General features: G+C 69.6%; 23 protein-coding genes and 2 pseudogenes. 9 read left to right on the forward strand and 16 right to left on the reverse strand.

Features of this window, described 5'->3' with window-relative positions; genetic code table 11:
* Positions 1 to 33: 33 nt before the first annotated feature.
* Positions 34 to 915: an alpha/beta fold hydrolase gene (locus tag GOARA_RS19830; RefSeq protein ID WP_007322270.1), complete on the forward strand. Its 882-nt coding sequence runs from the start codon at positions 34 to 36 to the stop codon at positions 913 to 915.
* Positions 912 to 2,114: a lipase family protein gene (locus GOARA_RS10155; protein ID WP_007322271.1), complete on the forward strand. Its 1,203-nt coding sequence runs from the start codon at positions 912 to 914 to the stop codon at positions 2,112 to 2,114. The genes GOARA_RS19830 and GOARA_RS10155 overlap by 4 nt, the downstream gene beginning before the upstream one ends.
* Here GOARA_RS10155 and tilS read toward each other — a convergent pair.
* From tilS to dacB, 3 genes are read right to left on the reverse strand one after another with little or no spacing between them, the layout of a single operon-like run.
* On the reverse strand, positions 2,099 to 3,085 hold the full coding sequence (gene tilS / locus GOARA_RS10160; RefSeq protein WP_007322272.1) for a tRNA lysidine(34) synthetase TilS: 987 nt from the start codon (positions 3,083 to 3,085) through the stop codon (positions 2,099 to 2,101). The two genes, GOARA_RS10155 and tilS, sit on opposite strands and share 16 nt — an antisense overlap.
* On the reverse strand, positions 3,064 to 4,191 hold the full coding sequence (locus GOARA_RS10165; protein WP_373277744.1) for an Rv3626c family coenzyme F420 biosynthesis-associated protein: 1,128 nt from the start codon (positions 4,189 to 4,191) through the stop codon (positions 3,064 to 3,066). Before GOARA_RS10165 ends, tilS begins: the two co-directional genes overlap by 22 nt.
* Complete coding sequence (gene dacB, locus GOARA_RS10170) at positions 4,188 to 5,561, reverse strand: D-alanyl-D-alanine carboxypeptidase/D-alanyl-D-alanine endopeptidase (protein WP_007322274.1); 1,374 nt, start codon at positions 5,559 to 5,561, stop codon at positions 4,188 to 4,190. Before dacB ends, GOARA_RS10165 begins: the two co-directional genes overlap by 4 nt.
* Before the next feature lie 94 nt (positions 5,562 to 5,655).
* Here dacB and GOARA_RS10175 point away from each other — a divergent pair, with 94 nt between their 5' ends.
* Complete coding sequence (locus GOARA_RS10175; protein ID WP_007322275.1) at positions 5,656 to 6,144, forward strand: inorganic diphosphatase; 489 nt, start codon at positions 5,656 to 5,658, stop codon at positions 6,142 to 6,144.
* 64 nt (positions 6,145 to 6,208) lie between these two features.
* On the opposite strand, the gene GOARA_RS18975 is transcribed toward GOARA_RS10175, so the two are convergent.
* Entirely contained in the window at positions 6,209 to 7,780 is a 1,572-nt protein-coding gene (locus GOARA_RS18975) for a DUF1266 domain-containing protein (protein WP_007322276.1), read from the reverse strand.
* Positions 7,781 to 7,879: 99 nt separating this feature from the next.
* Between GOARA_RS18975 and GOARA_RS10185 the strand changes: the two genes are divergently transcribed.
* On the forward strand, positions 7,880 to 8,995 hold the full coding sequence (locus GOARA_RS10185; protein WP_050947239.1) for an isochorismate synthase: 1,116 nt from the start codon (positions 7,880 to 7,882) through the stop codon (positions 8,993 to 8,995).
* A 98-nt stretch (positions 8,996 to 9,093) separates the two neighbouring features.
* On the opposite strand, the gene GOARA_RS10190 is transcribed toward GOARA_RS10185, so the two are convergent.
* Genes GOARA_RS10190 through GOARA_RS10200 form a run of 3 tightly spaced genes read right to left on the reverse strand, consistent with a single transcriptional unit; the run spans position 9,094 to position 11,216 of the window.
* Positions 9,094 to 10,305: an O-succinylhomoserine sulfhydrylase gene (locus tag GOARA_RS10190; protein ID WP_007322278.1), complete on the reverse strand. Its 1,212-nt coding sequence runs from the start codon at positions 10,303 to 10,305 to the stop codon at positions 9,094 to 9,096.
* Between the two features lie 30 nt (positions 10,306 to 10,335).
* Entirely contained in the window at positions 10,336 to 10,749 is a 414-nt protein-coding gene (locus GOARA_RS10195; protein WP_040522683.1) for a rhodanese-like domain-containing protein, read from the reverse strand.
* Positions 10,749 to 11,216 carry an Rv0361 family membrane protein gene (locus tag GOARA_RS10200; RefSeq protein ID WP_007322280.1) on the reverse strand — a complete coding sequence of 156 codons (468 nt, stop codon included), beginning with the start codon at positions 11,214 to 11,216 and terminating at the stop codon, positions 10,749 to 10,751. The genes GOARA_RS10195 and GOARA_RS10200 overlap by 1 nt, the downstream gene beginning before the upstream one ends.
* Positions 11,217 to 11,324: 108 nt before the next feature.
* Here GOARA_RS10200 and GOARA_RS10205 point away from each other — a divergent pair, with 108 nt between their 5' ends.
* Complete coding sequence (locus GOARA_RS10205; RefSeq protein WP_007322281.1) at positions 11,325 to 12,716, forward strand: FAD-dependent oxidoreductase; 1,392 nt, start codon at positions 11,325 to 11,327, stop codon at positions 12,714 to 12,716.
* 79 nt (positions 12,717 to 12,795) lie between these two features.
* Here GOARA_RS10205 and GOARA_RS10210 read toward each other — a convergent pair whose 3' ends face one another.
* On the reverse strand, positions 12,796 to 13,266 hold the full coding sequence (locus GOARA_RS10210) for a hypothetical protein (protein ID WP_007322282.1): 471 nt from the start codon (positions 13,264 to 13,266) through the stop codon (positions 12,796 to 12,798).
* A 180-nt stretch (positions 13,267 to 13,446) separates the two neighbouring features.
* On the opposite strand from GOARA_RS10210, the gene GOARA_RS10215 reads away from it, so the two are divergent.
* Positions 13,447 to 13,956, forward strand: coding sequence for a CHAP domain-containing protein (locus GOARA_RS10215; protein ID WP_007322283.1), 510 nt, complete (start codon positions 13,447 to 13,449; stop codon positions 13,954 to 13,956).
* A gap of 3 nt (positions 13,957 to 13,959) precedes the next feature.
* On the opposite strand, the gene GOARA_RS10220 is transcribed toward GOARA_RS10215, so the two are convergent.
* Together GOARA_RS10220 and GOARA_RS20750 are read right to left on the reverse strand one after the other, a co-directional pair.
* Positions 13,960 to 14,355 carry a hypothetical protein gene (locus tag GOARA_RS10220; RefSeq protein ID WP_007322284.1) on the reverse strand — a complete coding sequence of 132 codons (396 nt, stop codon included), beginning with the start codon at positions 14,353 to 14,355 and terminating at the stop codon, positions 13,960 to 13,962.
* A gap of 27 nt (positions 14,356 to 14,382) precedes the next feature.
* Positions 14,383 to 14,547 (reverse strand): annotated as a pseudogene (locus tag GOARA_RS20750) (TetR/AcrR family transcriptional regulator); the annotation flags it as partial.
* A 100-nt stretch (positions 14,548 to 14,647) separates the two neighbouring features.
* Here GOARA_RS20750 and GOARA_RS10225 point away from each other — a divergent pair.
* Complete coding sequence (locus GOARA_RS10225; protein WP_007322285.1) at positions 14,648 to 16,360, forward strand: AMP-dependent synthetase/ligase; 1,713 nt, start codon at positions 14,648 to 14,650, stop codon at positions 16,358 to 16,360.
* A 14-nt stretch (positions 16,361 to 16,374) separates the two neighbouring features.
* Here GOARA_RS10225 and GOARA_RS10230 read toward each other — a convergent pair whose 3' ends face one another.
* The 4 genes and pseudogenes from GOARA_RS10230 to GOARA_RS10245 all read right to left on the reverse strand — a co-directional run bounded on the left by GOARA_RS10230 (position 16,375) and on the right by GOARA_RS10245 (position 21,126).
* Positions 16,375 to 16,854, reverse strand: a complete 480-nt coding sequence (locus tag GOARA_RS10230) for a DUF456 domain-containing protein (RefSeq protein WP_007322286.1) — start codon at positions 16,852 to 16,854, stop codon at positions 16,375 to 16,377.
* An 18-nt stretch (positions 16,855 to 16,872) separates the two neighbouring features.
* Positions 16,873 to 18,156 (reverse strand): annotated as a pseudogene (gene purT, locus GOARA_RS10235) (formate-dependent phosphoribosylglycinamide formyltransferase); the annotation flags it as partial.
* A gap of 106 nt (positions 18,157 to 18,262) precedes the next feature.
* A complete protein-coding gene (locus tag GOARA_RS10240; RefSeq protein ID WP_007322288.1) occupies positions 18,263 to 19,804 on the reverse strand; it encodes an adenylate/guanylate cyclase domain-containing protein in 1,542 nt (513 codons plus the stop codon).
* A 35-nt stretch (positions 19,805 to 19,839) separates the two neighbouring features.
* Positions 19,840 to 21,126 (reverse strand): adenylosuccinate synthase, encoded by a 1,287-nt coding sequence (locus tag GOARA_RS10245; RefSeq protein WP_007322289.1) that lies wholly within the window; start codon positions 21,124 to 21,126, stop codon positions 19,840 to 19,842.
* A gap of 73 nt (positions 21,127 to 21,199) precedes the next feature.
* On the opposite strand from GOARA_RS10245, the gene GOARA_RS10250 reads away from it, so the two are divergent.
* Positions 21,200 to 21,841, forward strand: coding sequence for a hypothetical protein (locus tag GOARA_RS10250; protein ID WP_007322290.1), 642 nt, complete (start codon positions 21,200 to 21,202; stop codon positions 21,839 to 21,841).
* Here GOARA_RS10250 and GOARA_RS10255 read toward each other — a convergent pair.
* Positions 21,831 to 22,739 carry a cation diffusion facilitator family transporter gene (locus tag GOARA_RS10255; protein ID WP_007322291.1) on the reverse strand — a complete coding sequence of 303 codons (909 nt, stop codon included), beginning with the start codon at positions 22,737 to 22,739 and terminating at the stop codon, positions 21,831 to 21,833. The genes GOARA_RS10250 and GOARA_RS10255 overlap by 11 nt on opposite strands.
* Positions 22,740 to 22,787: 48 nt before the next feature.
* Positions 22,788 to 23,900, reverse strand: a complete 1,113-nt coding sequence (locus GOARA_RS10260; protein WP_007322292.1) for an FUSC family protein — start codon at positions 23,898 to 23,900, stop codon at positions 22,788 to 22,790.
* A 171-nt stretch (positions 23,901 to 24,071) separates the two neighbouring features.
* On the opposite strand from GOARA_RS10260, the gene GOARA_RS10265 reads away from it, so the two are divergent.
* Positions 24,072 to 24,827 carry an ABC transporter permease gene (locus GOARA_RS10265; protein ID WP_007322293.1) on the forward strand — a complete coding sequence of 252 codons (756 nt, stop codon included), beginning with the start codon at positions 24,072 to 24,074 and terminating at the stop codon, positions 24,825 to 24,827.
* Position 24,828 lies beyond the last annotated feature (1 nt).

The following is a 24,828-nucleotide window of genomic DNA, read 5'->3' on the forward strand; positions in this document are numbered from 1 at the left end:
ACGGGCCTCAGCGGTCCAGTCGAGGGGGAAGCCATGGCCGACGAGTACTTCGAGTTCGACGGGATGCGCATCGCGTACACCGCCGCGGGTCAGGAGCATGCCGGCGAAGCGCCCCCGCTGGTGTTCCTGCACAACGCCGGCGCGTCGCGGCACCTCTGGTCCGAGCAGATCGCCTACTTCGGCGAGGAGCATCCGGTCTACGCCCTGGACCTGTTCGGATACGGCGACTCCGACGTGCCCGACTCCGGCTATTCGGTTGCGCGCTACCGCGACATGCTCGCGGCCTTCCTCACCCACGCCGGACTGGACGGTCCGGTACTGGTCGGCAACTGCCTGGGCAGCGCCATCGTCGCCCACCTGCTCCGATCCGACGACCGCCCGGCCGGAGCGGTGCTGATGAATCCGCTCACCGAGCAGACCGCGAGGCACGGCGGCTACGGATGGCTCGTCGGTCCCTCCGCGCGGATCCCGCGGCCGGTGCGCAACGCGGTCCGGCGCTTCGGGTCGCCGCGGCCCGCCGCCCGCCGGGTCGTGGGCCAATGGTTCTCCGATCCCTCACTGGCCGACCGGTTGCCCGCCGCGAGACAACTGATCGACGGCATGCGCCGGCCGGGCGGGCTCGCCGCGCTCGGCGAGACCATCGGCGACGACCTGGGCACGCTGGCCCGCCTGGACATCGAGGGGCTGCCGGCGTCCACGCCCCCGATCTGCACGATCTGGGGCGTCGAGAACACCATCCTGTCCAGCGAGGCCGGCCGCACCCTCAACGAGAAGCTCGCCCCGGTCCGCCAGGAGTGGTTACTCGGCTGCGGACACGCCGCGATGCTGGAGCGCCCCGACCGGGTCTCGTCGATCATCGAGGAGTTCGTTCATCTCGATCTCGCGCGGCACCGGCAACGCGAGGGCAGCCGGTGAACCACCGTTTTCGCGTACGCGTATTCGCCGCAGCCGTCGCGAGCGCGGCGGGGCTGAGCGCGGCCGCGCTCCCCGCGGTCTCGGCGGCCCCCACGGCTCCCGGGACGCTCATCCGGTCGGCGCCGTTGTCGTCACCCCTGACCGCGATGGCCTCGGCCCGGTTGCTCACGCTCGTCACGCGCGACTCGCACGAGCGCCGCAGGACCATGACCGCGAGCCTGTTCGTTCCGCGGTCAGCGTGGCCCGGGCCGGGCCGCAGACCGTTGGTCGGGATGGCCGTCGGCACCTATGGCCAGGGCGATCGCTGTGCGCCCTCCTACGCGTTCACGACGCCGGTTTCCGTGTCCGGCGCCGGCGGGCAGGTGGGCTACGAGGCGTCCAGCGTCGCACTGTTGCTCGCCCGCGGCTACGCGGTCGTCGTGCCCGACTACCTCGGCATGCGCCAACGCGGAACGCACACCTATCTGAACCGGGTGGAGCAGGGCCGCGCGGTCATCGATGCCGTCCGGGCGGGCGCCGCTGCCGCCGGACCGACGGGAGCGGTGGGGTTCTGGGGGTACTCCCAGGGCGGTGCGGCCGCGGGCGCGGCGGCCGAGTTGCAACCCTCCTACGCTCCCGCGTTGCCGCTGCGCGCGGTCTACAGCGGGGCACCCCCGCGCGACGTCGCGGCCGCGCTGCGCACGCGCAGCGTCATCGCCCTGCCCACCGCCGGCTGGGCGGCCAACAGCGCAATCGCGACCGAGCCCGGACTGCGCGGGCCGATCGACGCGGTGCTGAGCCCGGCCGGACGCGAGTTCTTGCGCCGCGTCGCGCACATGTGCCTGCCCGATGCGGCCGCCGCCTACGGCCTGCTGCCGCCGTCGCGGCTGACCGCAGACGGCCGCCCGGTCGTCGAAGCGCTGCTCGCCATCCCCGGTTTCGCCCGGTGGGCGGCAGCGCAGCGCCTCGGGCGGGTCGCCCCGCGGGCGCCCGTCCTGGTGCATTCGGCCCGAAACGACGACGTCGTCCCGTTCGCGGACCAGGCCGGCCTGGTCCGCTCGTGGCGGGCGCGCGGCACACCGGTGCGGCACCTCGTCTTCGAACTGCCCGCCACCGTCCCCGGGCTGGGCATGGACCACTCGTTCCCGCACCAGGTGGACAACGAACGCGCACTGTCCTGGTTCGGACAGCACCTGCTGCGCCCTCAGCCGCGCGGCTGAATCGCGAGCCGCAGGACACCGTCGACGCGCTCGACGACCACGCGGGAACTCTGGTCGCCGCCGACGGCGACCGGCCCTTGACCCCGCCAGTCGCTGACGAGGGCGTCGACAGCGGCGACGACCGGCTGGGTCGGCCCGGCACGAGGGGGCCGGGCCGACTCGGCATCGTCGGCGCCGCGAATCGCCCCCAGCCACCGGTGCAGCACCCGGGTGCGCAACGCGGCCGGGGCCTGCTCCAGCGGCCCGACCGCCAACCCGTCGCCGGCCACACAGGTCCGGGCCAGTTCGCCGGCCAGCTCGTCGAGCAGTTCGTTGTCGGCGGCCAGCAGGTCGGCGGTACGCGCCAGCGCCTCCCGCACGCCCCCGCCGAGAACCTCGTCCATGAGCGGGAGGACCTCGGTGCGCACCCGCACCCGCGTGAACCGCGGATCGGTGTTGTGCGGGTCGGCCACCGGGCTCAGCCCCCACTGCGCACACGCGGCCACGGTGTCGGCGCGCCGCAGCGCCAGCAGCGGACGGCCCCAGGGCGCCCGCCACGGCCGCATCCCCGAGAGCGACGTGGGCCCCGATCCGCGGGCCAGGCCGAGCAGCACCGTCTCCGCCTGGTCGTCGAGGGTGTGCCCGAGCAGGACCGGTCGCCCGGCCCGCGCCTCCTCAAGGGCGGCGTACCGCGCCGTGCGGGCGGCAGCCTCCATGCCGCCGTCGGTGCCGACGGTGACGGGCAGCACGATCGCGCCGGCTCCGAGCCCTTCCGCCGCATCGGCCGCCTCCCGGGCGACGGCCGATGACCGCGGCTGCAAACCGTGGTCGACGATCAGGGCGGTCACGTTCAGGTCCGTGCACACCGCCGCGGCGGTCAGCGCCAGCGAATCCGGGCCGCCCGACAGCGCGACGCAGACACTGCGCCGCCCCTCGAGATACCGGTCGGCGAAGGCGGCGACCGCGGCGGTCAGAGCACGCGCGCGATCCACCGGTCCGGCTCGTCGATCTCGTCGGGCCGGGGCAGCGTCTCCGGCCCGGCCCAAACGGTGTTGAAACGCGCCATGCCGACCGCCCCGACGACGTGGTCGGTGAAGGCCTTGCCGCGGATGTACTGGGCCATCTTGGCGTCCATCCCGATGAGCGCGCGCATGAGCCGGGCAATCGGATTGCGCGGTGCCGTGCGGCGCGCGTCGAATCCGGCGCGGATGCGCTCGACCGTCGGCACGTGGGCCGGTCCGACGGCGTCCATGACATGGTCGGCGTGCCCTTCCAGGAGAGTGCCGAGCATCATCAGGTTGGTGAAGGCGTCGTATTGCTCGGGCGACTGCAGCAGCTGCATCACCCCGAGCACGCCGGGTTCGCGCGGCTTGTCGCTGCGCACCGCCGACGCGAGGCGCCCGACCAGCTCGGCGGTGCTCTCCTCCCCCGCCGCGGTCAGCGTCGCGAGGTTCTCGACCATGTAGTCGCGCAACCACGGATTCGCCGAGAACTGCACCCGGTGGGTCACTTCGTGCAGACACACCCAGAGCCGGAAGTCCGAAGGCACCGCCTTGAGCTTGCGCTCGACGTTGACGATGTTGGGCGCGACCAGGAGCAGCACCCCGTCCGCGCCGGTCGCCCGGTCGGGGGTGAACGGGTCGTATTGGCCGAGGATCGCACCGGAAAGGAAGGCCAGCAATCCCCCGGCCTGGACCCCGCCCGCCTTCGCCGAGAGCGTGGCCAACAGACCGCCGCCGTCCCCGTCGGCGGACGGATCGGCGGCATCGTCGGCGTCGTGCCGTGCGGCCGCGGTCAGCATCGAGTTCATCGAGTCGGCTGCCGCGTCGATCCACTGCCCCCGGTCGACGACCCGTGCCGCCGGGACGGCCAGGCCGTCGGCCAGCCCGGTGACCTCGCGGACCGGGCCCTCGGCACGGGCGGAGGCGTCGGCGAGCTCGGCATAGACCTGCTCCCGCGTGTACTCGGTCATCGCCGGACCGCCCCGGGACAGGCGTCGGCCGACACCCGCGGCCACGCCCCAGTCGATCGCCGGGCCGGAGTCCCCGTCCGGGCTCAGATCCGGCGCGCTCGCCCGCTGCGCCTCGCTCCCGGTCACCGGCACCCGCAATCGCGGATCTTGCCGACGACGGCGTCGAGGGCCGGACGGGCCTGCTCCGGCTCCGTGCCATTGGACATCAGCGCGAACGCCAGCACGCGACCGTCGACGGTCTGCACGATCCCGGTGAGTGAACTGACCCCCGTCAGCGTCCCGGTCTTGGCGCGCACCCAGCCGGCCCCGGAAGTCTTGCGCGGATTGAACCGCTCAGTGAGGGTGCCGGTGCCGTTGGCGACCGGCAGCCCGTCGAGCAGCACCCGCAGCTGCGGATACCGCGGCCCGGCGATGCCGGCCATCATGTCGTCGAGGACGCGCGCTGGTACCCGGTTCGCGTAGGAGAGACCGGAGGTGTCGCGCAACGTGACGCCGGTGGTGTCGAACCCCTTGTCGGACAGCGTCTTGACCACCGCGTCCGCCCCGGCAGCCAGCGTCGCGGGACCGCCGGCGGACAGCGAGAGTTCGATGGACAGCGTCTCGGCGAGCACGTTGTCGGAGAAGCGCATCATGTCGTTGACGCGGGTGGCCAGCGGGGCGGATTTCACCGAAGCGAGCACCTTGGCGCCCTCGGACGCGCGCACCTGCTTGACCGGCCCCTTCACCCCGAGTGCCTTGGCCAGCTCCTGGCCGGCGACGATCCCCGGGTTCGCCGTGCGCGGCGAGTACTCGTCGAGCGGGTCGATCCGCCCGCCGTCGACGATGAGGGACTTGATGGGCGTGATGTCGCCGCCCGCGATGTCGCGGCGGTCCCAGGTGCGCTCCATCGACGGTCCGGTGAACAACGACAGGTCAACGGCGACCGACGTCGGCTTCACGCCCGCGGTGCGCAACTGCTCGACGAGGTCCGCGATCCGGGGGGCGTTGGTGAAGAAGGTGGCGGCCCCGACCGGCTGCGCCGAGAGCGTCGGATCCCCTGCACCGCGCAGGATGACCTGTCCGTCGGTTCCGGCGACGACCGTCGTCGTGATGCGGCGGTCCTGCGGCATGCCGACGAGCGCGGCGGCAGCGGTCAGGATCTTCGCGTTCGACGCCGGGATGAGCGGCTTGCCCGGATTCTTCTCCCACAGCACGGTGCCGGTGATCGGGTCGGAGACCTGACCGGTGAGCTCGCCGAGATCGGGACTGTTGGACACCTTCGCCAGCGCCATCGCCAAACCGGAGGTCGACGGGGCCGGCGCGTTCGGATCGACCGGGTGGATCTGCGCGGCCGGGGTGATCAATTCCGGGCGCGGCGGCGTGCCGTCGGGAACTTTGTCACCGGCCATCAGCGTCCGGCCGGCGACCACCCCGCCGCCGCCGAGCAGGGCTACGACCAGCACCCCGCCCAGGGTCGCCCGCAGCGCGCCGCCCCGCTTGCTCGTGCCGCTCACCACTACCTCCGCGTCAGTTCCCGAGTCCGTTGCGGACCCGCTAGGGATAAACAGTATCGTTGAACCGGTTTTGAGCCGACCAACGAGAGGAACAACCGTGGCCGTCGACGTCATCATCGAGATCCCCAAGGGGAGCCGCAACAAGTACGAGGTCGACCATGAGACCGGTCGCGTCTTCCTCGACCGGTACCTCTACACCGCGATGGGCTACCCCGCCGACTACGGCTACGTCGACCACACGCTGGGCGAGGACGGCGATCCGCTGGACGCGCTGGTGCTGCTGCCCGAATCCGTTTTTCCCGGTTGCACCGTCAAGGCCCGCGTCGTCGGCATGTACACGATGACCGACGAGGCCGGCGGCGACGACAAGCTGCTCTGCGTTCCCGCCGACGACGTCCGCTGGGACCACATCCAGGATATCGGCGACGTCAGCGACTTCGAGGTGAAGGCGATCAGCCACTTCTTCGAGCACTACAAGGACCTCGAGCCGGGCAAGGAAGTGCAGCCCGGTGGCTGGGTCGGCCGCGAGCAGGCTCAGCAGGTGCTCGACGAGGCCGTCGAGCGCCTCAAGACCGAGGGGCACTGACTCCACGCGCCGACCGCGGCCGCCTCCGCGTTGCGCACAGATGCCGAATTCCGTCCGTGCTTCGTCATCGTCGGCCGGCCTGATCGGAGATCGGGAACGGCAGTGCCCGCCACGGACTGTGGTCGCGGGTGAGTAGCGTGGCGGCTCCGCCGAGCAGGTCGTCGCGGTCGACGTCTTCGTAGACGAGCTTCCCGGCGAGCACCGAGCACGCGAATTCGGTCCACGACGCGAAGACTCGGGCGGCCGTGTCTCGCGCCGCCAGCATCATCTGTGCCGCCTCGTCGGGATCGCCGAGACCGGCCTGCGCGCCGAGCCGGGCCAGCCGGACCGACCAGGCGAGCGAGTACCCCGCGAGAGTGTCGACGCGCCCGCCCGGCGGCAACAGCCCCACCCTGCGCAGATCGTCGTCGACGCGGGTACGGGCCAGTTGCTCGTCGGCGTCGGTGAACTCCCGCAAGCCGATCGTCGACGCCGCCGTGGCGAACCAGTCCTCGCCGGAGCGGATCCCCCATTCCCGGTCCAGGCCGGTCAGCACCGCGTGGTCCGGCGCCCCGCTCTCCCGCAGTGAATTCCACGGCGCTCCGGCCGCGTAGGCATCGAACGCCCCGAGTGCCAGCCCCTGCGCGAGTCCACCGTAGAGCGGTCCGCCGGGGTCCACCGGGATCGCATGCCCGGCGCGCTCGGCCAGCAGGGCCCGCTCGGCGCGCTGCTCGCCGGTGACCGGTCGTACCCATTCGTGGCCGCCGTGCGCCGCATCGTCGACGGGCGACGCCCGGATCTCATCGACGCCATCCGCGTCACCGTCGGCGCTATGCGCATCACCGTCAGCACTCACCCTGGCGTCTGCGCCGGGAAAGGGCACGGTCACCCAGGGGCTGGTGGGCCGGGCGAGGAGCGCACCGGCGATCTCGACGGCGTCGCGCCACACGTCGTCGCACGGATAGCTGCCGTACAGGGCGGACTGCGCGGCGACCCAGCTGGCCGCGAACTGCTCCCAATCGGCGAAGACCGCCGCGGCGTTCATCCGTGCCGATTCGAGGATCGCGGCGACCAGCTCCTCGTCGGCGAATCCCAGTCTGGCGCCCGCGTGCGCCAAGTGCACCGCGACGGCGATGTCGTGGGCCGCGTAGGTCCTGATCCGTCCGCCTTCGGGCAGCAGTCCCTCGGCGACGAGCTGGCGCTCGACGTGAAACGCCTTGGCAGCCGCGTCGCACACCGCGGATGCTTGTTCGGCGGACCAGCCGCGTTCGGTGCGCGCGGAGGCGATCGCCGAGAGCCACTCGTCGATGTCGATCCCCCGGCCGGCTCCGCCGCGAAGTATTGATTCCCGGATATCGAGCGCACGCCCGCCGGCCGTCGCGTCGACGCATCGTCGGTGGAGATATCCGTCGACGGATTCCACCCAGGTCTCGCGGTGGACGGCTCCGCCCAGAAGTTGCCTGATGCGCATGCGTTCGGCGGACCGGACCGCGGATTCGGCGGAGGCCGAGGGAGCGACAGGAAGATCGGGGGCATTCCAGTACGCGGCGAAGCGGACTGCTTCGGCCGCACCGAGCGCTGCGGCCTCGGCCTGCTCCCCTTCCGCCGGGGACCACGGAGCGGTCCGGATAGCCGTCGTACTCTCTTGCCCGGTCACACACCGCTCCCGTCCCTGCGCAGATCCACCCGGCAGACACTACGTCGCGAAACCGGTGGGGTCCGTCACCCGGATAACGCCCGGCGATACGGTTGGCGAGTGGGAACACCCGAACCGACCTTCCTGCTTTCCGGCCGTCCCGGCTCCGTGCGCGGTATCGGGGCGGCGCGGTCTTTCGCGGCCGCCGCGGCCGCCGCGGCGGCCGCGGCGGCATTGCGCGACGGCCAGATCCGCGGCATCGTCGGCGCGCTGCCGTTCGATCTGGATGACCGCCCCGCGCTGTGGGAGCCCGAGGAGCTGCTGGTCGATCACAACCCACTGCGGCCGGTCTGGCCGCAACGGCACGACGTGACGGTGCTGGCGCGGCGCCCCGAACCCGCCGAGCACATGCGCAGAGTCGCCGAGATCGTCGAGCGAATCCGTGCGGGCGAAGTGGCCAAGGTGGTGTTGGCGCGGGCGCTGGAACTCGCCGTCGACGAACCGGTCGACCCCCGGGCCCTCGCCGGGGCCTTCTCGAGCGGAAACGCCGCCCACAACGCGTTCGCCGTCGCGCTCGACGCGGCGGGCGAGCCCCACACCGGACGATGGATCGTCGGCGCCTCCCCGGAACTCCTGGTGCGCCGCCGGGGTCGCGAGGTGCTGTGCCGGCCGTACGCGGGAACCATGCCGCGCTCCGCGGATCCGCTTGTCGATTCCGAGCGCGCCGCGACTCTGCGGGACTCGGTCAAGGACCGCGCCGAGCACGCCTTCGTCGTCGACTTCCTCCGCGAACGGCTCGGCGCGATGTGTTCGGCGGTGGATGCCCCCACCGAGCCGACGCTGCTGTCGACCGGGGAACTGTGGCACCTCGCGACCCCGATCACCGCCACGCTCGACGATCCGGCCACCACGTCGCTGGATCTCGCTCTCGCCCTGTCGCCGACCCCGGCACTGGGCGGCACACCGCCTGCGCTCGCCGCCGAGCTGATCGCGGACTACGAGGGCGATCGGGGCTTCTACGGGGGCGCCGTCGGATGGTCCGACGCGTCCGGCGACGGCGACTGGGTGGTCGCGATTCGCTGCGTCGAACTCTCCGCCGACCGTCGCCGCGTCACCGCGTGGGCCGGCGGCGGACTCGTCGCCGACTCCGATCCGGCGGCCGAACTGGCCGAGACGACCGCCAAATTCGGCACCGCGCTGCGCGCTTTGGGTGCCGATCCGGCGATCGCCGGCTAGCTCGCACGCACTTCCAACAGCGCGCAACATGGTCCAACACGGATTCGTGTTGGACCCTGTTGCGCTGTGTTGGAAGTGCGGGACGAGGGCGTGGCCGGTCAGCCCAGTGCGCGATCCAGATCGGCGATCAGGTCCTCGGTGTTCTCCAGGCCCACCGAGATGCGGACGACCGAGTCGGTGATGCCCACCGCCTGGCGGCCCTCCGGACCCATCGCGCGGTGCGTCGTCGTCGCCGGGTGCGTGATGAGGGTTTTCGAGTCGCCCAGGTTGTTGGAGATCTTCGCGACACGCAGCTTGTTCAGCACCTCGAAGACCCGTTCCTTGCCGCTCGCCCCGTCGCGGTCGGCGATCTCGAAGGTCACCACGGTCCCGCCGCCGGCCATCTGTTTGCGCGCCAGGTCGTACTGCGGGTGTGACGGCAGGAAGGGGTACTTGGTCCACGAGATCCGCTGATCGGCATCGAGGAACTCCGCGACCGTCAACGCCGAGCCGACCGACGCGTCCAAGCGCAGCCGCATCGTCTCCAAACCCTTGAGCAAGGTCCACGCGTTGAACGGACTCATCGCGGGGCCGGTGTGACGCATCAGCGTTTGCACCGGACCGGAGATGTACTCCTCGTCGCCGAGGATGGCCCCGCCCATGACCCGGCCCTGGCCGTCGATGTGCTTGGTCGCCGAGTAGACGACGACGTCGGCGCCGAGGTCGAATCCGCGCTGCAGCAGCGGAGTCGCGAACACGTTGTCCAACACGACCTTGGCTCCGGCGGCGTGCGCGAGGTCGCAGACCGCCCGCACGTCGACCAGGGTCTGCATCGGATTGGCCGGCGTCTCGAAGAACACGGCGGCGGTCGGGACCGCGAGGGCCTCCTCCCACTGCTGGAGATCCTCTCCGTCGACGAAGACGGTCTCGATGCCCCATCGGGGCAGGATCTCGTTGCAGACCACGAAGCAGGAGCCGAACAGACTGCGGGCGGCGACGAGCCGGTCACCGGCCTTCAGCAGCGCACCGAGCGCCACGAACACGGCGGCCATTCCGCTGGCCGTGCCGAAGCATGCCTGCGCGCCGTCGAGCAAGCGCAGACGTTCCTGGAACATCGCGACCGTCGGATTGCCGAACCGCGAGTAGACGAAGCGCGGCTCCTCGCCGTTGAAAGCCCGCTCGGCCGCTTCGGCCGTGTCGTAGACATAGCCGCTGGTGAGGTAGAGCCCCTCCGATGTCTCCTGGAACGCCGAACGGGCGACACCTCCCTGCACGGCGATCGTGTCGGGGCCGACGCCGTCGGGCAGCTGGCCGAAAATGTCGTTCACCATTCGCTCCTCACTCGACCGCTCGCCGCGGTATCACGACTGCCGCCACGGCAGGTTGAGCGCCCGCCATCCCGATGATCCCCGGTGGTCGTTCTCGTCGAGTGCCCCCTCGAATCCGTCGACGACGTTGTACGCCTTGGCGATGCCGGCCGCGGTCGCCGCCTCGGCGGCCCCGATCGACCGGTGCCCCGATCGGCAGATGAACAGCACCTCGTTGTCGTCGGCGATGCCGGCGTCGCGCAGTTCCTGCTCGAATCGCGGGTTCCGCTGCCCGTCGGGAAAGGTCGTCCACTCGACGAAGACGGTCCGCTTGCCGAGGATCTCCAGGTCGGGAACTCCGACGAAGTTCCATTCGGCCCGGGTGCGGCAGTCGACGAGCACGGCCTTCTCGTCGTTCTCCAGCAGCTCCCAGGCTTGCTTGGGGGTCACATCACCGGCGTAGCTCATCAGCACACCTTCCATCGGTCGTCCTGGCGGACCAAGCTGGTCGGCGCCGTTTGCCTGGCTTCGTCTTTGCCTTCGTAATGCCAGTGCACGGTGGCGCTGGCCCGGTCTCCGTTCACCGCGACGGCGGAGATCTCCGGGATCTTGATCGGCCCGTGCTCGTCGCGAGAGCGCCGGTTGACGGTCAGGAACTCGTCGCGCTGCGGGGTCTTGGCCGAACAGGTCGCGGCAGCGAAGGCCTCGTAGTTCAGCGCGTTGCGCGCGGTGTAGTGGTCGTTGATGGCCAGCCGCACACCGGTGTCGTCGCCGCCTCGCTCGTCGACCGGGTTCACGAACTGCGGGATTAGAATCACGCTGAGTAAAATCACGACGATGACGAGCGCCGCGATTATCGGCCCTCGTGTGGGCTTACCGCGGGAGTCGCCGTCGTCCGGCGATTGGCCCAAGTCATCGTCGCGGGAATCTGCCACAACGATCCAGTATATGGATGCGCAGGTCAACCGCGAAGTGAGGCAAACCTCACTGTCGGCGGCGACCTCCATTTTGGCAGTCGCCCTCGACCACTTACCGTAGTAGCTATGAGCTCAGAAACCCGCGCGTTGCGTGTCGCCATCGTCGGTGCAGGACCGGCCGGCATCTACGCCGCCGACGCCCTGATGAAGCACGACGATCTGGCCGAACGCGGCGTCAGCATCGACCTGTACGAGCGCATGCCCGCACCGTTCGGGCTGATCCGCTACGGAGTGGCACCCGACCACCCGCGAATCAAGGGCATCATCACCGCACTGCACAAGGTGCTCGACAAGCCGCAGGTCCGGCTGCTGGGCAACATCGACTACGGCACCGACGTCACGCTGACCGACCTCAAGCGCCACTACGACGCGGTGATCTTCTCCACCGGCGCCACCGACGACCGCGGTCTCAACATCCCCGGCGTCGACCTGGAGCGCAGCTACGGCGCGGCGCAGTTCGTCGCCTGGTACGACGGTCACCCGGACTTCCCGCGCACCTGGCCGCTGGAGGAGGAAAAGGTCGCCGTCATCGGCGTCGGCAACGTCGCCCTGGATGTCGCGCGCGTGCTCGCCAAGACCGGCGACGAGCTTCTGCCCACCGAGATTCCGGCGAACGTCTACGAGGGTCTCAAGGCCAACAAGGCCGTCGAGGTCCACGTCTTCGGCCGGCGCGGTCCGGCCCAGGCGAAGTTCACCCCGCTCGAACTCAAGGAGCTCGACCACTCGCCGAACATCGAGGTCGTCGTCAATCCCGAGGACATCGAATACGACGAGGGATCGGCGGTCGCGCGGCGCAGCAGCAAGATCACCGACCAGGTCGCGACGATCATCGAGAACTACGCGATCCGCGAGCCGAAGCAGGGCGCGATCCACAAGCTGTTCCTGCACTTCTTCGAGAACCCGGTCGAAATCCTCGGCGAGGACGGCAAGGTCGTCGGCCTGCGCACCGAGCGCACCGAACTCGACGGCACCGGCAACGTGCAGCCGACCGGCCGGACCACCGACTGGGACGTCACCGCGATCTACCGCGCCGTCGGCTACCTCTCCGACAACCTGCCCGAGATCCCGTTCGACCACGCCGCGGGTGTCATCCCCAACGAGGCCGGCCGGATCTTCGACGACGGTTCCCACCTCCCGGGCCTGTACACGACCGGCTGGGTCAAGCGCGGGCCCGTCGGCCTCATCGGCCACACCAAGGGCGATGCCAACGAGACCGTCGAATGCATCGTCGAGGACATGAAGAACGACCACCTCGGATCCCCCGAAGAGCCGGCCGAGGACGCGATCATCTCCCTGCTGGAGGAGCGCAGTATTCCGTTCACGACGTGGGACGGCTGGTACCGCCTCGACGAGCACGAGCGGTCCCTCGGTGCGGCCGAGGGTCGCGAGCGAGTGAAGGTCGTGGAGCGCGAGGAGATGCTCGCCGCCTCCGAGCCGGACAAGGTCCGCAAGGTCTAGCGCGCCGCATACCCGCAGTTACGGACAAACCCAGCACCTTGTAGGTGCTGGGTTTGTCTCGTTCTGCTGGGTTTGCCGGTCAGGGCCGCGCCCGGCGATCGATGTTGGTGCTCCAGTAGCCGAAGTTGTTGCCCAGGTTCTCGTAGGTGTCACCCCACGTGTAACCGCTGATCGAGGTGGGGATACATCCGGTCCATCGCGACTCGATGGGCCGCTGCCACCGCTTGGTGCGCGGGTTCCACTTCGACATGGACTGGCCGGGCTTGATCTCGCGGACGAACACGCTCGGTCCGTTGATCTCCTGCAGGGTCACGTTTCGCATCGTGGTTCCCCCGACGTTGACCACGGTCATCCACCGGACCTGGTACCACAGGTTGGTCCACGGGTCGCCCCGCTTACCGAAGTGACACTCGATCCCCCCGCGAATCTCCAATTCACCCGGACTCGCAGCGAGAGCGGGTCCGGCAGCAGTGGCTCCCGCGGCCGCCATGGTGACGGCGGTGGCAGCGGCGATCAATCCTCGGCGCAAGTTCGCCTTGTTGCTTCGCATGGCTTCATTGCCTCCTAGTCGGTAACACGACCGCAGGTGCGGCCGACATCGACTATTTCGGGCCGACTCGCCCGAGGATTACTCGAATCAGGCCATGATCAGGGATCTCACAGGTGTCGCCCAGGCATGTCGGTAGCATCGGCGGGGTGGAAACCGCCCCAAATCCGGCATTGCGGCCGTATGTCCGCCGGAAACGCGGTCGGGTGGTTGGGAAAGGCCGGAATCCGCGCTCCCTTCCCGCTCGTCGACGATGCAGCGCTGACCCCGGTGCAGCGCCGGGTCATCGCCGTGCTGAGGCAGCAGTACGACCATCCGCGTCCCGGCGAGCACTATGCCGAGGGCGTCACCGAGCCGTGGTGCGCCGACTTCGTCAGCTGGACGATGCGCGAGGCGGGCGTGGTGCTGAGCAATCCGAATTCCGGGTCGTGGCGCATTCCCGGGGTCGCGACCCTGACCGACTACTACCGCTCGGTCGGCCGCTTCGCCGGTCCGGCGTATCGGCCGCGCATCGGCGACACGGTCCTCTACGCCCCGACGAGCCGTTTCGGGCAGCACACGAACATCGTCGTAGGGATCGACGGCGACGAGGTGACCACCGTCGGCGGCAACGAACCACCGACCTCGATCAGCGTCAACCGATTCGACCGGGGCGAAATCACCGGGCTCGTCGGCTACGGCCGGCTGCCGTGACGGTCAGGCGCGCAAGGCCTGCCAGATCCGTTCGGGCAGTATCTCGGCCGCCTCGTCGAGACTGATTCCGGGCACGCCCGCCAGCCAGCGCCGGCTGGTCTCGGCAAGCGGTCCGATCAACAGCATCTCCAGCAGCATCGGCGGCAGCGGCAGGAGACGTCCGGCTTCGATATGCGGTCGCACCCACTCACCCATCGCCTCGATCTTCGGTCGCTTGGCTTCGGCGATCTCGACGGCACGTTCAGCCAGTACCGATTGCGGCGAGGCCAGAATGAAGTGAGCCCGGCTGCGGTGCGCGCCCACCCATCCCAGGTAGGCGCCGCAGACGGCCCGCACGCCCTCGCGGGGATCGTCGGTACGGGAAAGCGCTTCCAGCAGGGCATCGAGCAGGTCTCCCATGCATTGGCTGTAGAGGGCGGCCGCCAGGCCGGAGAAGCTACCGAAGTGATGGTAGAGACTGCCGACGCTGACGCCACTGGTGTCTGTGACGGCGGTCAGCGTAAAGCCCTCCGAGCCGTGTCGGGCATAGACGTCCAGCGCGCCGTCGAGAAGGCGGCGCTCGGTTTCCTGTCCACGGGCCTGGGTGGCGATGACGGGTTCTCCTTGTCTGCTCGCCCGTTCATCATGCCAGCGTTGACGCGAACCATTTTCTAGGGAATATTTCTAGAAACTATCTCTAGTTAGGAGCGCTATGAGCATCCAGTCGGTCTTCCGGTTCGAAGTCGAGAATCCACAGTTCGTCCCGTTCCTCGTACCGTCGTCCTCGGGATGGACTCCGATCACGGCGGCCGAATTCGCCCAGCAGGTCCGAGCGGTCGCCAAAGGTCTCGTCGCCTCCGGTGTCGCTCCGGGCGACCGCGTCGCGGTGATGAGTTCAACCCGCTACGAATGGGTCCTGCTCGACTACGCCATCTGGGCGGCCGGGGCCGCGACAGTGGCCATCTACGAATCCTCCGCGCCGGCACAAGTGTCCTGGATCGTCGAGGATTCGGGCACGCAGTTGCTGATCGCCGAGGCGCAGCGGCACGAGAAGGTCGTCCGCGAATCCGGCTGCGACCTGCGGGAGCTGATTCGCATCGACGACGGCGCGATCGACGAACTCATCAGCCGCGGCACATCGGTCGACGACAGCGAGCTGACGAGTCGCGGAATCGACGACACGTCGGTGGCCACTCTGATCTACACCTCCGGCACCACGGGACGCCCCAAGGGCGTGACCTTGACGCACGCCAACCTCGACGCCGAGTCGCAGGCCACCCGCGCGGCCCTTGGCGACCTGCTGGCACCCGGACGGCGCACATTGATGTTCCTGCCGCTGGCCCATGTCTTCGCCCGCGCCATCTCCGTCGGTGCCTTCGACGCCGGCGTGACAGTCGCCCACACGGCCGACTGGACGACACTGCCGGAGCAGTTCGCCGAGTTCCGGCCCGACTTCATCCTGTCGGTGCCGCGAGTCTTCGAGAAGGTCTACAACGGTGCTGCCCAGCGTGCCGCCGACGCCGGCGCGCTCAAAGGTGCGATCTTCCGGTCTGCGGCCGCGACCGCCATCGCTTACAGCCGGGCACTCGACGACGACGGTGCGTCGCTTCCGCTGCGCACCCGACACGCACTGTTCGATCGTCTCGTATACGGCAAGCTGCGGGCCGCGCTCGGCGGCCGGTGCGTCGCAGCTGTCTCGGGCGGCGGTCCGCTCGGCGAGCGGCTGGGCCACTTCTTCCGCGGTGCCGGCGTTCCCGTGTACGAGGGGTGGGGTCTGACCGAGACGACGGCCGCGATCACGGTCAACACTCCCACTGCTCACCGGGTGGGCAGCGTCGGACGCGCCCTGACGGGGCACGAAGTTCGAGTCGCGCCCGACGGCGAGCTGCTGGTCACCGGCCCCGTCGTCTTCTCGGGCTATTGGCGCAACGACGAGGCCACCGCGGAAGCATTCGCCGACGGCTGGTTCCGCACGGGCGATCTCGGCCGCATCGACGACGGCTTCGTCTACGTGACCGGCCGCAAGAAAGAGATCATCGTGACAGCCGCGGGCAAGAACGTCTCCCCCGCACAGCTCGAAGACCGGCTGCGGGCTCACCCGCTGATCAGCCAATGCATGGTCGTCGGCGACGCACGCCCTTACATCGCCGCTCTCGTCACGCTCGACGGGGAGGCGCTCCAGGGTTGGGCGCAGCGCAACAACGCCGCCGATGCACGCACCGACCCCCGGCTCGTCGCCGAGATTCAGGAGGCCGTCGACGAGGCCAACGCCCAGGTGTCACAGGCCGAGCAGATCAAAAAGTTTCGCATTCTCGACGGGGACTGGACCCAGGAGACGGGCGAACTGACGCCGAAGCTGTCGCTGAAGCGCGCCGTCGTGCTCGCCCAGCACGAGGCGGAGATCGACGAGCTCTACGGCAGCTAGGCACGTATCGCAGACTAGAAGGCGAAGGCCCCGACCAGCCAGATCGCCGTCGCGGTGAGGGCGCCGGCCAGCTCCACCAGGATGCTGGCCCCGGCGGCCTTCAGCGCCGCCCAGGCGCCGCGCCAGGCCTGCTCGACGCTCCAGCCGCGCACCAGTTCGCTGACCATCGCGCCGACGACGAAACCCAGGATCAATCCGACGAACGGCACAACGAAGAAACCGATGATGCCGACGATCGCGCCGACGACCACGGTCCGGTTCGGCACCCCGGCCGCCTTGAGCGTCCGGCCGGCGACGTAGTACTTGACGATCTCGGCGACGGCGATGATCAGGACGGCCGCGGTGAAGAACGCCCACGCCCACCCCCCGACGACGAACGCCCAGACGCCGATCGCGAGTCCGACGAGAATGCCGCCGGGCAGCACCGGGAAGATGATGCCGAGCAGCCCGACGACGATGACGAGACCGACGAGGGCCTCACCCCAAAACGGCATCGAGCGCTACTTCGACGCCGGCTGCGGGATCTGCACGGTGGCCGCGTCGCTGTTCGCGGTGGACACGACCCGGACGCGGGAAGCTGCTTCGCCCGCTCGGTGCCGCGCGCTCGCGACGTCGTCGGCGGTGGCGGTTACGACGCCCATCCGACGCCGCGCGGTCGAGTTGGGCTTGCCGAACAGCCGGATACTCGTCTCCGGCACCGCCAGCGCATCGGCGACGTTGGCGAATCCGACCCCCTCCTCGTCGAGCCCGCCGTAAATGACCGCCGACGCTCCTGGGGACGCCAGCGTCACTTCGACGGGAAGACCGAGAATGGCCCGCGCGTGCATCTCGAACTCGGAGAGCCGCTGGCTGGCCATCGTGACCAGACCGGTGTCGTGCGGACGCGGGCTGACCTCGGAGAAGTAGACGTCGTCGCCCTTCACGAAGAGCTCGACGCCGAACACCCCGCGCCCACCGAGTTCCTGACCGTCGGCCAGCGCGCCGGTGATGCGGGCCGCGATCGACGTCGCCGATGCCATGGCGAACGACTCCATCGGCTGGGGCTGCCAGCTCTCCACGTAGTCGCCGTCGACCTGACGGTGACCGATCGGTGCGCAGAACTGGGTGACGATACCGCCGGTGCGCGGATCGATCGAGCGGACGGTCAGCAGCGTCACCTCGTAGTCGAAGTCGATGAACCCCTCGACGATGACCCGCTTGTTGGCGACCCGCGCCTTCGTGGTCGCGTTCTCCCACGCGGTGTCGACGTCGTCGGGGCCGGTGAGGATCGTTTGCCCCTTGCCCGACGACGACATGATCGGCTTGACCACGCACGGATAGCCGACGCTGGCGGCCGCTGCGCGCAGCTCATCGACCGAGTTGGCGAAAAGGTATGGCGGAACGGGGATCCCGAGTTCCTCGTCCGCGAAGCGGCGCACCCGCTCACGGTCCAGCGTCGCCGTCACGCCGAACGCCGACGGGATGACCTGTGCGATGCCCCGCGCCTCGATCTCGCCGAGGGCCTCGGTGGCGATCGCTTCGATCTCGGGGACGACGAAGTCCGGTCGGTACTTCTCGACGACGGCGGTGACGGCTGCCGGGTCGGTCATGTCGATGACCTCGGCGTGATGGGCCACCTGATGTCCCGGTGCGTCCGGATAGCGGTCCACGGCAATCACTTCCACGCCGAACCGCTGGAAGGCGATCGTGACCTCTTTGCCTAACTCGCCGGCACCGAGCAACAGGACCCGGACGGCCGAATCAGTCAACGGGGTGCCCAGCACGGCCGGCGCCGCGGCGGTGGAATCGCTAGTCATAAGCCACGATCCTACTTGCCTCGCGGCGATCGCCGGTGCCCGATCTGGCATCACGGCCCTCACCACGACCACAGCCGTCCGGCCAGGGCTTTCGGGCCGTCTCAGGTCACACGCGGGCCGCGCACACGACCGTCGGCTCGGTGCGCCCGCGCAGCACCTCGGCGTCGAGGGTCTCCCAGTGGGCGGCTTCGGCCGGACTGGCGGCCGACACGGCGACCTCCGAGGCCAACGGCCGCCGCGGGTCGCGTTTGGCCAACTCGGAGAGCCGGGCGCTCTCGTTGACCGGATCGCCGATCACGGTGTACTCGAAGCGCTCGATGGCGCCGACGTTGCCGGCCACGGCCGGCCCGAAGCCGACCCCGATGCCCGCGTCGAGTTCGGGCACCTCGACGGGCAGCGCCTCGGCGATCGCCCGGGCCGTCGCGAGCGCGGCTCCGGCCGGGTCGGGAAGGTGCATGGGCGCACCGAAGATGGCCAGCACCGCGTCGCCCTCGAATTTGTTGACCAGGCCCTGGTGCTCCTCGACCGCGTCGACGATGACGCCGAAGAAGCGGTTGAGGATGCTGACCGTCTCGGTCGGCGTGCGCGTGGCGGCCAATGTCGTCGAGCCGATCACGTCGATGAACATCGTCGCGACCACCTGCTCGCTGCCGCCGAGTTCGGGGTCGTGGCGCAGCGCGGCGTCGGCCACCTCCTGGCCGACGTGGCGGCCGAACAGGTCGCGGATGCGTTCGCGCTCGCGCAAGCCGCGGACCATGGTGTTGAAACCGATCTGCAGGTCGCCGAGTTCGGACCCGTCGTAGACGAGGACGTCGACGTCGGTGTCCCCCGCCCGGACCCGGCGCATGCCCTCCTGCACCGACCGCACCGGCCCGACGACGCTGGTCGTCGACAGCACGGTCAACAGCAGGCCGGTGAACAGCGCGACACCGCCGATCACCCAGACCGACACCACGAGATCCTGTTTGCGCATGTTGCCGAAGATCACCGTGAACAGCCCCACCAGCAGAATGCCGATGATCGGAACGCCGGACCCGACCAGCCACGCCGCGATGGCACGGCCCCGCAGACGCATTCGGCGGCCGGTGGTGAATCCGGCGGCGAGCAGCTCGGCTTCGGCCGGGCGCAGGATGAATTCGATCAGCATCGACGAGATGGCCACGACCACCGTGCCGCTGAAGCCGACGATGAACAAGATCTTGGGGATGAGCTGGGGGTCGGCTATTCCGTACAAGGGGGTCAGCAACGCGGTGCCCCCCGCCCACAGCGTGCTCTGCATCGCCACCAGGCGCCAGGGCGCGCGCCTGGCCCGTTTCGCGTCAAGGGCCGTGGCCTTGTCTCCCCGGATGGCCCAGCGCAGGTCCCGCACGGTGGAGTAGGTCCCCCACCCCACACCGACGACCAACGCACAGGCGATGTAGATGGGAACGACGAGGAAGTTGACCCACCATAGCTCGGATCGGAACACCGACGGCACCGGGATCCCGACGGTTGCGAGGACGACTGCCGCGGCAATGCCGATGACGTTGGCCATGACGATCGCCGTGGTGAGCAACGTCTGGGTGCGGATTCGCTTATGCAGCTGACTATCGGTCGACGAACCGAGCAGCACTGAACCGTAGTCGCGAGCGGTCGATCGAATCGGCATGCCCGCGTCTCCTTCAGTCGTGGTCGGCCGTGGCCTCAGGCGATCTCGCGCCGGACGATGGTCTCGTCGCGTCCGGGTCCGACCCCGATGCACGAGATGTGCGCACCGGACAGTTCTTCGAGTCGTAGCACGTAGTTCTGGGCGTTCGCGGGCAGTTCGTCAAACGTGCGCGCCGCGGAGATGTCCTCCCACCACCCCGGCATCGTCTCGTAGACCGGTGTGGCGCGGTGAAAGTCGGACTGCGTCATCGGCATCTCGTCGAAGCGCTTGCCGTCGACTTCGTAGGCGACGCAGATCGGCACCTCGTCGAGGCCGGACAGCACGTCGAGCTTGGTCAGGAAGTAGTCGGTGATGCCGTTGACCCGGGTGGCGTAACGCGCGATCACCACGTCGAACCAGCCGCAGCGGCGGGCCCGCCCGGTGGTCACGCCGACCTCGCCGCCGGTCTTGGCCAGGTACTCGCCGGCCTCGTCGAAGAGTTCCGTCGGGAACGGACCGGAGCCGACGCGGGTCGTGTACGCCTTGAGGATGCCCAGCACCGTCGTGATGCGGTTGGGGCCGATGCCCGAGCCGACGGCGGCGCCGCCCGCGGTCGGGTTGGAGGAAGTGACGTACGGGTAGGTGCCGTGGTCCACGTCGAGCAACGTGCCCTGCGAACCCTCCAGCAGGATCGTCTCGCCGCGCTCGAGCGCCTGGTTCAGCAGCAGACGCGTGTCGGCGATCCGGCCCTTGAACCCTTCGGCGAGGCCCAGGACTTCCTCGGTGACGGCCTCGGGCTCGAGGGCTTTGCGGTTGTAGATCTTGGTGAGGATCTGGTTCTTGATCTCCAGCGCGGCCTCGACCTTCTCGGCGAGCAGCTTCTCGTCGAGGACATCGGCGGCACGGACCCCGACGCGCGCGATCTTGTCCTGATAGCACGGTCCGATACCGCGCCCGGTGGTGCCGATCTTCGCATTGCCGAGGAAGCGCTCGGTGACCTTGTCGATGGCCACGTGGTACGGCATCAGGAGGTGAGCATCGGCCGAAACCAGCAGGTTCGAGGTGTCGACGTCGCGCCGCTCCAGCCCGTCCAGTTCGGTGAGCAGGACGCCGGGGTCGACGACGACGCCGTTGCCGATCACGTTGCGCACGCCCGGTGTGAGGATCCCCGAGGGGATCAGATGCAGGGCGAAGGTGTCCCCACCCGGCAACACGACGGTGTGCCCGGCGTTGTTGCCCCCCTGGTAGCGCACCACCCACTGCAGTTTCCCGCCGAGCAGGTCGGTCGCTTTACCTTTGCCCTCGTCGCCCCACTGGGCTCCGATCAGCACGATCGCAGGCATCCGTCAGACTCCTTATTCGCCAGCCAATCCCGCCCAACCCTACTGCCTCCGGGGCGCTACTACGCTATTCGCCGTGACCACAGCCGTTCTGACCTCGCCGGAATTGACCGATTGGACCCTGCTCGAAGTCCGTTCGGCGGTCAAACCGCTCGTCGACGACGCGCTGGCCGGCGCGACGCGCCTGACAGTCGATTCGCGGGATTGCCGCGAGCCGGACACCTTCCTGGCCGCTGTGCTCGCGCGGCTCATGGTGCTCGAGCGGCTCGAGGTCGAGGTCGCCTACGTGGCCGAGCGGGCGACGCCGGCGACCCGCATCCACCGCCTTCCGGTCGGTGCGGCCGCTTGCGATCTCGCACGAACCGGCCAGGCGCGCGAACGGACGCTGATCCGCGACGACGCGGCGTCGGTGCTCGTCGGGCGGGCCCGCCACGTCGGGGCCGACGGCGGGCGGCTGCTCGGCGAGAGCTACCTGGACGATCACCGGCTCTTCGACGGCGAGGTGCGGGCGGTCGAGATCGAACCGCACGGGCAGGGTGTGCGCGCTCGCGTCGCCCGCAGCGGGCTGGCGCGCCGCTGGATCGCCGGCCGCGCCGTCCAAACCGGCGGCCCCGCGGTGTTCGTGGAGCGCGAGGGGGTGCTGACGCCGCGCGCGGTACCGCGGTCGACGTTCTACCCGCACCACCTCCCGTGGCTGCTGGTCCGTCCTACCAGCTGAGTTCGGAGTCGCGGCAGCCGTCGCCACCGGTGGACTCCACCTGCACGGTGGCGTGTTCGAGTCCGTGGGCGGCGAGAATCTCCTGCGCCTGCGCGAGCACGCGCGCACCGTCGTCGGAACTCGTCACGTGCACGGTTGCCACGTCCATGCCGGTGGTCAGCGTCCAGACGTGCAGATCGTGCACGTCGATGACCCCGTTGATGGCGGCCAGCTGCGTCTCCACGGCCTCGACGTCGATGTGGTTGGGCGCCTGCTGGTTGAGGATGCGCAGCGCGTCGGCCGCCAGCCTGATCGCGCGCGGAACCACCCACAGGGCGATCAGCACGGCGACGACGATGTCCGCGTAGCCCGATCCGGTGATCAACGCGAACACCCCGGCGACGAGGACGCCGACGCTGCCGACGGCGTCGGCGAGGACCTCCAGGTAGGCGCCGCGCACGGCGATCGACGCCTTGGCGTCCGCGCGGAGCAGGACCATGACGACGACGTTCACCGCCAGGCCGAGCAGCGCGACGATGATGAGCGTCCAGCCCGGGACCTGCGGATCAGAGCCGATGCGTTCAATGGCCTCGTACAGCACGAACGCACCGACGCCGATCAGCAGGACGGCGTTCACGATCGCGCTGAACACCTCGGCGCGATGCCAGCCGAACGAACGTCGGGCGGTCAAGGAGCCGTGGCGCGCGAGGAGCAGCGCGGACAGCCCCATCAGCAGCGCGACCAGGTCGGTGGCCATGTGCCCGGCGTCGGCGATCAGGGCGAGCGAGTTGGCGAGAATGCCGGTGACCAGCTCGACGACGAAGAAGCTGCCGATGAGAACGACCGACAGCACCATCGGCCACAGACGGCGGTGGCCGCTGATCTCCCCGGCGTGCGAATGGTCGTGTGAGTGCCCCATGCCGCTAAACCTATGCGTAGTTACGCATATATACAAGGGTGGTTCGGATCACTCCCGCAAGTGCAACTGGGCCACCGCCGAGGTTCGCGAGAGCCCGGCGATCATCTGCATGTCGACCAGCTGCGACCGGATCTGAGCCAGCGTCGACACCCCGCTGACGTCCTCGTCGGCGACCAGCTCCGGACGCGCCTGCCGCACGATCCCTCGCAGCACGCGAGCGGCGTCGGCCGCGTCCGGCTCACCGCCGGGCGGCGCGAGCATGTAGGCGCGCAACATCTCGTATCCGGTTCCGAGCTGCTCGATCAGGTCGACGACGCCCTCGGGCACCGGCTCGCCCCTGGTCGCCATCCCGTCGATGCGGCGGACCAGCACCTGAAGGTTGCGCACGGCGCCGTCGATCGGTTCGGCGGTCGCGGCGATGCGCGCCATCCGAGACCGCGAACTCCAATAGAGCGGCGAGATGACACTGACCTCGCGGCCGCCGCGCATATCGGCGCGCATGACGTCCAAGGCGCCGCGCAAACCGCTGATCTCGGCGTAGGCGGCGCTGATCGCCTCCTGATCGCCGCTGCGCACCGCGGCGGCCACCGAGGTGCAGGTGTCGCGCATGGTCGCGAGGATCCGGGCGGCGTCGAGCCGCGCGCGGTGGGCCGGATTGGTGGGCAGGATGACGACGACGAGCACGCCGACGAGGCCGCCGATCAGCGCATCGATCGCCCTGGTGAAGCCCGCTCCGGTGATCGGAACCGCGACGACCAGGACGGCCGAGGACGCCGCCTGCATGGGGATGATCGGGCCGTTGTCGACGAACACGGCCAGTGACATGGCGATGAGGACCGCGACCGCGATCTGCCAGGCGCCCGAGCCGAAGTAGCGCACTAGGAGGTCCCCGATGAGCACCCCGATGGCGACCCCGCCGACCAGCTCGACCGACCGTCGCCATCGCTTGCTCAGCGACAGACCGAGGGAAATGATCGCCGCGATCGGCGCGAAGAACGGGACGGGATGCTCGAACACGACGGTGGCGATCCACCAGGACGATCCGGCGGCGAGGCCGCACTGCAGGATCGGGACCACCGAGTTGAGCAGCCGCCGAACGCGACGCTGGACCGGCGACGGCAGTCGCCGCAGCGCCCGGCTGCCCGGGTCACGGGCGCGCATCCACCGCTCCCCTACCGCCTGAGCCGGATGGGGACGAACCGTCGGGAGTTTCTCCCGCCTTGACGAGCGGCGCAGCCTCACCGTTGCAGATGATAGCCACGCGCACGTCTCCGGTCGGCCCAGGCGGGAATCCTGCCTGCCGGGAAGGCGCGCACCTGTCAAGATGGGCCGGTGGAGCACCTCGGGGATGAGCTCATTCGGATCGGGCCGGCACTCGTCGTCGTGATGGTGGTGCTCGCCGGGGTCGCGATCGCCGTCAACATCGCCGCCTCCAGCGGCCACGGTCGGGATACCGCGACAGCGGTCGTACGGGCGGTCGTTCAGCTGGCGGCCCTCGCGGCAGTCCTCGCCGTGGTGATCCACAGCCTGTGGGCCTCGGCGTTGTTCACCGTGATCATGGCTGCCGTGGCGGCGGCGACGGCGGCCGGACGCATCGCCGAGGGCCGCCGGTCGGCGCGCATGTGGCTGTACTGCCTGCTTCCGGTCGCCGTGCCGACCGCGGTCATCATCAGTGCCGTCGTCCTACTCGGCGTGGTGCCGGCCAAGGGCATTGCGATCATCCCGACGGCGGGCATCATGCTCGGCAACGCGATGATCGCGACCTCGCTGGCCGGGCGCCACAGCCACGACGAACTCTCGTCGCGACACGGCGAGGTCGACGCCACGCTCTCGCTGGGTTTCATGCCGCGCGACGCGCGCATGGAGATCGTCCGGCCCGCAGCGGCGACCGCGCTGATTCCGGGGATCGACCAGACGCGATCGGTCGGTCTGGTCACCATTCCGGGCGCCTTCGTGGGAATGGTTCTGGGCGGTGCGTCGACCACCGCCGCGGCGATCATGCAGTTGTTCGTGCTGGTCGCCCTGCTCGCCGTGAGCGCGATCGCCGTGCTGACCACGACCGAACTGGTCAGTCGCGGCCAACTGTAGT

Source organism: Gordonia araii NBRC 100433, assembly GCF_000241265.1.
Lineage (GTDB): Bacteria > Actinomycetota > Actinomycetes > Mycobacteriales > Mycobacteriaceae > Gordonia > Gordonia araii.